This is a genomic window from Anaerococcus porci (genome assembly GCF_034090325.1).
Taxonomy (GTDB): Bacteria; Bacillota; Clostridia; order Tissierellales; family Peptoniphilaceae; genus Anaerococcus; species Anaerococcus porci.
Genome location: NZ_JAXDSU010000010.1, coordinates 57,481 through 63,480, shown reverse-complemented (window position 1 = coordinate 63,480; position 6,000 = coordinate 57,481). Strand labels below are relative to the sequence as shown.

Sequence of the window (6,000 nt, the reverse complement as noted above, 5' to 3'; positions counted from 1 at the left end):
AATGAAGAGGCAACAGAATCCTCAAAAAATTAAATCTAAGGCATAAGAGATAGGAAACATTAACGTAAATAGAAAAGCAATAATAATGTTTCAAGATGAAGCAGAATTTGGTCGTATAAATGAGCCTAAATACTGTTGGTGTAATGACAAAATAAGACCATCTGTACCATGGCATCTTATTAGAGAATATAGATATACCTATGGAGCAGCAGAGCCAAAAACAGAATAAATTTCCTTTTTAGTACTGCCTTATTGCAACACAGATTGTATGAACGTATTCTTAGAAAAGTTATCCAAAGAGTATAAATAAGATAAAATACTAATAGTATGTGATAGAGCAACATGGCACAAATCAAGGAAATTAAAAATCCCAGAAAATATAGAAATAATCCATATTCCACCTTACAACCCATAAATGAATCTCATAGAACAAATTTGGAAGCAAATAAGGTCTATAGGATTTAAGAATGAGCTTTTTAATTCATTATCTAATGTTGTCGATAGACTATATGCAACAATAAATAAATTAACTAAAAAATTGTTAAAAATATTACTCGTAGGGATTGGTTGTGTGAGTAGTGTTTAGTATTAGCCATTGTTTTGAGATTATAGTCTATGTATAATTAATTGAAAATAGCCATTTAATCATCCGATTAAATGGCTATTTTCATATTAGTCTAATAATTTTAAAGCGTCATCTAATATTTTAGCTCCGTTTACCATTCCGTAATCCATCATGTCAATTACACTTACCACTGTTTTTTTATTTTCATAAGTTTGTTTAAGCTCATTAAGTTTAAATCTAACTTGTGGTCCTAATAGTAAAACATCTATACTTTCATCTTCATGAATTTCTTCTACACTTGAGACTGGAACAGCTTTTATATTAACATCGATTCCTTTTTCATAAGCTGATTGTTGCATTTTTTCTACAACTAAGCTTGTACTCATTCCTGCTGAACAACATAGAACTATATTTAATTGTTCACTCATATTATTCTCCTTTAATAATTCTAAATGGATTTTGTTCACATAGCATATTTAATATTAATTGTTCATTCTCATCTAAATAACCTAATAAATTTCTTTCTCCTGTATTTTTAATTTGTTTTTTAACAATTTGGATTTCTCCTTTATAATGAGCTAACTTGTTATTAACAATAAGCACATCACCCCTTTCAAAGAATTCTTTATCTACATTCTTTGCGGGTATGTCACTATCCTTTGCGAAAATTCTTGTAGAGCTACTTCTAATAAAATATTCAGATGAATCGATTCTATCAGCATGAACAAAATCAAATAGTATATTTTCTTCAATATCCATTATATCATTATTTAAATTGATTTTTAAGCTAGGTATAGATAAATCTATTTGACTTAATACTTTAAGTTCATCTTCTGAAGCAAATGCATTTCCAATAATAATATCATTTATTCTTCTGTCAGCTATTAAATATCTTAATTGGTAGTCAATTGCTTTGTACCTATGCTCTTCTAGTGTGCATAACCCCTTGAAAACTGGCCAAGGACCAAAAGTATTCTCATTATTGCTAGAGATGAAAGAATGTACTGGCAAACCCATTTGATAATATTTATCTGTAAAATAATCAAACCTTTTCTTAGATAAGCCTGTATATTCTTGAGGATAGAAGTTATGACATGTAGACATGGCATTTCTATTAGCCCCCTTTTTTATAAGCAAATCTAAAGATATATCAGAAGATGCATTAAATTCAACAGCGATACCATATGGGTTATTTGTCATTAGTATATTTTCCGAGTCTGAAAGAGGCCAGTCTAATCTAATAATGTCTACACCCATTTGTGAAAATACAGAAAGATTATCTGCTTTTGCTCCTAAAAACTCAAATACATGCCCATTTGTGTCTACAGATACAGTGTAACCAAGATTATGAGCTTGACTTATAAAATTTGAAAAATTAGATATAGTTTCTTCTTTACTTTCTTCAACTGACAGTAAGCAAGTAAATATTCTTGTAAAACCGTATTTTGCTGCCATCTTCATATATGCTAAATCATTTTCTTTTGTAGAATGTTCGGGATATATTGATATTCCTAAATTTCTCATTTTACTTCTTCGCTTTCTAGACTTTCTTCTTGAATTAGGTTGTTTTTATCAACTGCTGCTATAAATGGATAGTAAATTAAGCATCCAATTGCAATTAATAATATTTGCAAAACTGCTCCTTGCCAGTTACTTGATAAGAATCCAGATATAATTGGAGGTGTTGTCCAAGGCATGATTATTCCGTTAGTAATAGGTACTAAACCAATACTCATTGTTATATAAGTAATAATGATATTAACAGTAGGAACTAGCAAGAAAGGAATGAATAATAGTGGGTTAAGTACTATTGGAAGTCCGTAAATTACTGGTTCATTAATTCCAAATACTGCTGGAAGTATTGAAAGTCTTGATAATTGTTTTAATCTCTTTGATTTAGAAATTAATACAGCTACTATTAACAGAGATAATGTGGAACCTGCACCGCCAAATGTAGCAAATAAGTTTTGGAATTGTACGTTAATTATATTTTCAGGCATTTGCCCTGCTGTTACTTTTGCTAAGTTTTCTGCTGATAGAGCATATAAAACTGGAAGAAACATAGAGTCTGTAATATTTGTTCCATGGATTCCTAAAAACCATAAAGCATGAGCAAACAGATATACTAAAATCATAGCTGGAAGTGATCCACCTATATGCTGTAGTGGAAGTTGTAGGACACTATATACAAATGTAAATGCATTCTCCCATTGTGTTAATGAGAATATAAATCTGATTAATACAAAAGTAGTCATTACAAATGCTGTAGGGAATAAAGACGCAAATGATTGACCTACTGTAGGGGGTACACCTGCAGGCATTTTGATAACTAAACCTTTATCAACTATGATTTTATATATTCTTACAGCTAAGAAAGCTGAAATTATACCGATAAATACACCCTTTGAGCCTAGCCAATCTAATGATAATCCGCTAACAGTGAAAGCATCTTCGCTTCCTTCAGGAGTGAAATCAAATTTGAATGGCATTAAAATAAACCAGCCAACTAGCGATACAACCCCACCAAATAGAGGATTTACGCCAAGTCTTGTCGCATAAGCATGGCCAATTCCTATAACTACAAATATTGACATTATTGTAAATGAAGCACTAGTAGCAGCAGAAAAATATGATGAAATAGTATTACCATTAATTTCTGCACTATTAAGTAAATCAATCCATGATTGTATAGGGAAATTAGATATTAACATGAATATTGACCCTATAATTAAAAGTGGCATTGCTAGAGCAAAACCATCTCTTATTGATTGTAAATGTGCATTAGCACTTATCTTTGCCGCTATGGGCATCATTTTTTCTTCGATTTTATCCATAAAACTTTGTTTTTTCATTAGCTTTCTCCTTTATTTTCTAAATTAATAATCCTTTCATATGATTTTATAATTTCTTCGGCTAAAATACATATGGTTTCGCTTGCCATCATTTGATCTTCAGCATGAGCCAATAATATAGTTTTCATCGATTCATCTAAATTAAAATTTTCAGTAAACATTTGTTGATGAATTTCATGACATTTAGAATAAGCGTCTTTTCCTTTTGATATTAGATCTCTTGCCCTATCGAGTTCACCGTATCTTGCTTGAGTCATAGCTTCAATATAAGAAGACTTAGCAGAACCAGCAAAAGTTATTAATTGCATGCAAATTTCTTCTAAATTATTCATTTGTACCTCCTTTCATTTATATCAAATTAATCATAACATTTTTGAAATCATCAAAGCTTTTAACATTTATTAGTGATGTAAGAATATCTTCATCTTTAATTATTTTAGTAAACAATCCTAATAAATACTCATAACTTGGAGCAGGCTTTGAAGATGGAGAAATATATATTATTATTCTTACTTTTGTATTATTCTCATCCCAAAATATATCCTTTTTTGAAATATATATGAAAATTTTGGTTTCTTTTTCTATCGGATTTACAGGATGGGGAAGAGCTACCAAATTATTAAAAACAACACTTCCAAAGCTTTCTCTAAGAATTGTTTCAGATCTATATTTTTCTATATCTTTTTTATTATTTGTTAAACTATGATATATAAAATCAAGTATTTGTTCTTTTTTCTTAGATTCATTACTTATACAAAATCTATCAAATAAAAAATATTTATCAATCAGTTTATTTGAATAAGTGTTACTTTTTGTAGATTTCTGAATATCTTCACTAAGTTTTAATTTTTCATCTATAATTTTACAATCATTTTCATCTAAAAATATGCTAACCTTAACATATGGAACAGGAATAACTAAATAATCTAAATCAACAGTTGAAATAATAAAATCTATATTATTTAGATTTTGAGATCCTATTTCATAATAACCTATAACTTCTTTTATATTTATGTTATTTCCATATTCGTTTTCTATTCTGCTTTTTAGCATAAGACCAGTAGATAAGCCCGAAGCACAAACGACTAGAACATTACGTTTAATGTTAGATTTTTTTCTTTCTATAGCTGAAAGAATATATATAACTATATAAGACCATTCATCTTCAGTTAATGAATCGTTTTCAAATATAGAAAACTTTCTGAAACTTTCAACCACTAAATTATAATAATATTTATATTGGTTAGTAATCTTTTTTGTTAATGGATTTGTCACAAATAATCCTGAATAAATCCTATTTTCAAGACTAGATAAATGCTCCATAAAATTATTAATAAATACTTTATCATCTAATAAATTTATGCCTAATTTTTTTGATAGGTAACTAAGCAGTTGTATTATTTTTTTATTAGTAATCAATACAGAATTATATTGCGACTTAGTTTTTGATATTAATTGTAAATAAATATATTCTTGTTCATTTTCAGGCAAAGATATGTCAAAACTTTTTGATATTCTATTTATGATGTTTGATGCAAATCGGTAAATTTTAGGGTTATCTTTTTTTATTAAACTAACATCAGGATTTTCATAATCTTTAATAATACAATTATCTTCAACTCTTTCTATTAGTAAAGCAAGATGAATAACGAGATTTTGAATTGTGTAATCATTAACCGAAATTTTAAATTCTCGAATCTCATCTAGAAGAATAATTAGTATCTGAGATATAGAAGATCTATTAAACAATTCTAGTTCATTTAAATCTTTTATAAAATTATTAGAATATAAGTCTGAAAAGAAATAATCTAGTATAAAATGTCTTTTATTAACCTCCTTGCCAACAACAGATATAATAGAATCTTGATTTTTATCTATATAAAGACCGTAATCTTTTAGCTTGTCTCTTATATTATATATATCTCTATTTAACGTTGATTCGCTAATATATAAAATGTCTAAGACTTTATAAAAATCTAAATTATTATTCTTTAAGAGTAAATTTTCAAGAATAAACTTCTCTCTACCTTCTTTATCATATATTTGATTAATATTAGAAATAGCATTTTTGTAATTATAGATAAAATCAATATAATCATCGTTGTTAATTATACTGATTTTAAAGCCACTTCCTTTTTTTGATATAATTTTAAATGAATTATGATTAGGTTTTTCAATTATATTATTAATTGATGTCCTTATAGTTTTTTCTGAAACTCCTACATTTTCACCAATTTCTTGGCTTGTACAAAATCGGTGTCTATTACTATATAAAAACTTAATTATTTTTATTTCTCTATCAGATAACATAGCTTTTCCTCATTACTATTATACATGAAAAAGTATATAAACTCCTTTAATTATTTTCCGTTGCCATAACGGAAATAGTGAAATTAAACTATTTGTGCAAATATTATTTAATATTTATTAAAAACTTATTAGATTTATACATATATTTTAGCATACAGGTAGTGTCAAATCATTTTGCAAACTCCCCTATAATATTTTGCTAACATCTACTACTTCTCCCTTTTAAGATAGAAAACCTTTTCATTTTTTTATTTTTCTAATTTATTAAATATT

6 protein-coding genes are annotated in these 6,000 nt (G+C 27.5%); 1 reads left to right on the top strand and 5 read right to left on the bottom strand.

Annotation, left to right across the window (positions count from 1 at the left end):
• The first annotated feature begins 85 nt into the window (after positions 1-85).
• Positions 86-229 carry a hypothetical protein gene (locus SOR60_RS01775; protein ID WP_320595057.1) on the top strand — a complete coding sequence of 48 codons (144 nt, stop codon included), beginning with the start codon at positions 86-88 and terminating at the stop codon, positions 227-229.
• 443 nt (positions 230-672) lie between these two features.
• Here SOR60_RS01775 and SOR60_RS01770 read toward each other — a convergent pair whose 3' ends face one another.
• The 5 genes from SOR60_RS01770 to SOR60_RS01750 are packed head-to-tail and all read right to left on the bottom strand — an operon-like array spanning position 673 to position 5,727.
• Positions 673-993, bottom strand: coding sequence for a PTS sugar transporter subunit IIB (locus SOR60_RS01770; protein ID WP_154540600.1), 321 nt, complete (start codon positions 991-993; stop codon positions 673-675).
• Between the two features lies 1 nt (position 994).
• Entirely contained in the window at positions 995-2,089 is a 1,095-nt protein-coding gene (locus tag SOR60_RS01765) for a DUF871 domain-containing protein (protein ID WP_320595056.1), read from the bottom strand.
• Positions 2,086-3,417: a PTS sugar transporter subunit IIC gene (locus tag SOR60_RS01760; RefSeq protein WP_320595055.1), complete on the bottom strand. Its 1,332-nt coding sequence runs from the start codon at positions 3,415-3,417 to the stop codon at positions 2,086-2,088. Before SOR60_RS01760 ends, SOR60_RS01765 begins: the two co-directional genes overlap by 4 nt.
• Positions 3,417-3,749, bottom strand: a complete 333-nt coding sequence (locus tag SOR60_RS01755; protein ID WP_320595054.1) for a PTS lactose/cellobiose transporter subunit IIA — start codon at positions 3,747-3,749, stop codon at positions 3,417-3,419. Before SOR60_RS01755 ends, SOR60_RS01760 begins: the two co-directional genes overlap by 1 nt.
• Before the next feature lie 16 nt (positions 3,750-3,765).
• Positions 3,766-5,727, bottom strand: coding sequence for a BglG family transcription antiterminator (locus SOR60_RS01750; protein ID WP_154540592.1), 1,962 nt, complete (start codon positions 5,725-5,727; stop codon positions 3,766-3,768).
• Positions 5,728-6,000 lie beyond the last annotated feature (273 nt).

Coding starts and splice junctions, on each gene's coding strand:
- SOR60_RS01765 (WP_320595056.1), bottom strand. CDS start 2,089: ATGAGAAATTTAGGAATATCAATATATCCCGAACATTCTACAAAAGAA.
- SOR60_RS01750 (WP_154540592.1), bottom strand. CDS start 5,727: ATGTTATCTGATAGAGAAATAAAAATAATTAAGTTTTTATATAGTAAT.
- SOR60_RS01775 (WP_320595057.1), top strand. CDS start 86: ATGTTTCAAGATGAAGCAGAATTTGGTCGTATAAATGAGCCTAAATAC.
- SOR60_RS01770 (WP_154540600.1), bottom strand. CDS start 993: ATGAGTGAACAATTAAATATAGTTCTATGTTGTTCAGCAGGAATGAGT.
- SOR60_RS01755 (WP_320595054.1), bottom strand. CDS start 3,749: ATGAATAATTTAGAAGAAATTTGCATGCAATTAATAACTTTTGCTGGT.
- SOR60_RS01760 (WP_320595055.1), bottom strand. CDS start 3,417: ATGAAAAAACAAAGTTTTATGGATAAAATCGAAGAAAAAATGATGCCC.